Annotated in this window: 2 protein-coding genes; both read right to left on the bottom strand. The window is 68.3% G+C overall.

Features of this window, described 5'->3' with window-relative positions:
• Nucleotides 1-75: 75 nt before the first annotated feature.
• Nucleotides 76-795 (bottom strand): PhzF family phenazine biosynthesis protein, encoded by a 720-nt coding sequence (locus ABZ914_RS50220; protein WP_500201654.1) that lies wholly within the window; start codon nt 793-795, stop codon nt 76-78.
• 10 nt (nt 796-805) lie between these two features.
• Nucleotides 806-2,242, bottom strand: a complete 1,437-nt coding sequence (locus ABZ914_RS50215; protein WP_500201653.1) for a DUF222 domain-containing protein — start codon at nt 2,240-2,242, stop codon at nt 806-808.
• Nucleotides 2,243-2,423: the final 181 nt, after the last annotated feature.

Raw genomic sequence — 2,423 nt, 5'->3', positions numbered from 1 at the left:
GGGCAGGCTCCGCCTGCCCCGCCCCCGGGTCGCGCCACCCCACCACCCCCTTCCGTAAGGGAGGCCGAGCGGGCTCTATGCCATTGCGTAAAGCTCGTCGATTGCGGCACGCACATCATGTTCGGGCGATTCGACCGCACAACGCCCGCCCAATTCCACGCGGACATCATCGACAGGCCGCGTCCGGATGATGGCAAGGTGGCGGCCGTGCAGAACTTCGAGCTCTCGATCGAGTTTCTGGGTCAGCAGCATGGAAGCGCTGCCGCACGCCTCGTCCTCGCCCTTGCCGATACGAGGCGCCCACAGCCGCGCCCGCACCCGCCCGGCCTTTTGGTCCTCCCAAGCCCACACCTGCGTGAAGTCCTCGCCGTCGGGCAGGCCGGTCAGCACGTCGATCTCGGCGGCGCTGTCCATCTGGTAATGCCGCCACGGCTTCGACCACCGCGCCGGCGCGGTGAGCCACACCGTCCCGTCGGCGTCCCTGCGGCACGGCACCGGCCCGGCCTCGGGCACCAACTCCTTCGGCGCCCGCCCGATCCCGTGCAACGCCTCCACGGTGGCGAGAAGGGGGTGGCCACCGAACCGGATCGACTGCCCGTAGTTGCTGTGGATGCTGACCCGCCCCGCCGCCGCATCCTGGACGAACACGGTGGCAGGGATACCCAGCCGCGTCGCCAGCTCCTGGCGCTGCTCGGCAGTGACCGAGCTTCCCTCCGGCTCCAACACGACCAGCGCAGGATTGCCATGCTCACCTTCGGCGTTAACGAACGCCCGCACAAGCCAACAGTCGATCATGCCGACGACGCTACCCGCCCGCCCCCCGAGCCCGACCACAGGCAATGGCAACGCCGCTGAGGAGGTGGGGGTGGTGGGGTGAGGGCGAGCAGGCGGGCAGGCGCACCGGCCACCCGGCAGCACTGCATCGGTACTGCCAGGGTGCCGGTGTGGCATCGGGTGTGACCGTTATGCGGCCCAATCGAGGACGGGGCTGTCCGGTGGGCCGATCCCTCTTGGCGGCCCGGCCCCGGTTGCGGATCCTCTGGAGTCGGCCGGTGGCAGCAGCCGGTAGACGTATCGCCCGTCCTGATCCTTGGTGATCTGGATCTGGTCGGGGTTGGTGTGTTTGAACCGGTTGTGCCACCCGCACGTCAATGCGAGTTGATCGATGTCGGTGGGCGATCGTCCCAGTGCCCAGCCGTGCACGTGGTCGACCTCGCACAGTGTCCCGGGCACTTCGCAGCCCCTCAACCGCGCAGGAGGAGTAAAGCGTCTCCAGTACTTGCCGTTGTGCCGCGCTGGCGAACCGTTCTCGGTAGCCCAGGTACAGCGGGGTGTCTCCGCGTCCGAGCAGCAGGGGTGAGACTCCGGCGGCCAGGGCGATGCGGCGGGCCTGGGCGGCGGGGATCGGAGTGCCGTCGGTGAGGCGGGCCGGGGCGCTGCCGCCGGTCAGCGTCTCCAGATCACAGATCACGGTGACCTTCGATGCCTTGTGGCCACCCGAGAGAACGCTCGACAGGGCGGCTGCAGTGCGCTCGGAGAGGTCGCGGCGGTCTTCAGGCCCTGCCGGCTTGGCCAGCGGAGCGAGCGTGCCGTCCCAGATCGCGGCGTCCTCGGGGTTCAGCCACCCCTTCACATACCGGCCGCCGTCCAGCGAACGCGTGGTCGTGAGCCAGGACTTGTCGTAGCCGCGCCGCGAATCCTCATCGGGGGTGTCCTCTGTGCCGTCGCGTTCGGCGATGACATCACGAATCCGTCGCCCGAACGCCGCGACCTTCCCGGCCGAGAAGCCCTGATCGACGAAGCCCAGCAGGGTCGCCTCGGCTTCGGCGCAGTCGGTGTCGTCCAGGCGGGCGACCGAGTCGGCGACGGTGGCCGCGTAGCCGTAGGACAGCTCCCCGGCCGCCAGTTGTGCGCAGACTTCCGGTAGGCGGTGGCGCTGCCGGGCGAGGGTGAGGCGCTCCTTGGCGCGGCTGTCGCGCATGCCCAGTCGAGATCGCAGCCACGCTTGCGTGGAGGGATATCCCCATCGGGCCTGTTCTCCGCTGGCGTCGACTCGGCCGATGAATCCGGCGAGGACGCTTTCCTGTATATCGGACGCGGCCACAAGTGTTTCGGTGAGTTCCAGGCAGGCCGCCGCTGATTCGGGAGCTTCTCGCGATGCGAGTTCAGTGGCGATGGTTGAGAGCGCGTTCACCAGTTCCATGGTGGACGCGGCCCCAAGCTCGACCGTCACTGATTGCATACGTAAATAGTACCCTGTGTGACCGACATTCGAGGCCGTTCAAGGCCGTTCGGGTCACATTCTTCTCGGTATTTTTCGGGCGGGAAAGGCGGCCGGACCGCGTGGCCATTGTCGATCTCCGCACCTCACGGGAGGAAGATTCGTCCCTGACGGAGGGGGGTGGTGGGGTGGCGCGACCCGG

Source organism: Spirillospora sp. NPDC046719, from assembly GCF_040645715.1.
In the GTDB taxonomy this organism is placed as follows: domain Bacteria; phylum Actinomycetota; class Actinomycetes; order Streptosporangiales; family Streptosporangiaceae; genus Spirillospora.
Note: the sequence above shows the minus strand (reverse complement) of the source record. Positions and strands in the feature narration are given on the sequence as shown.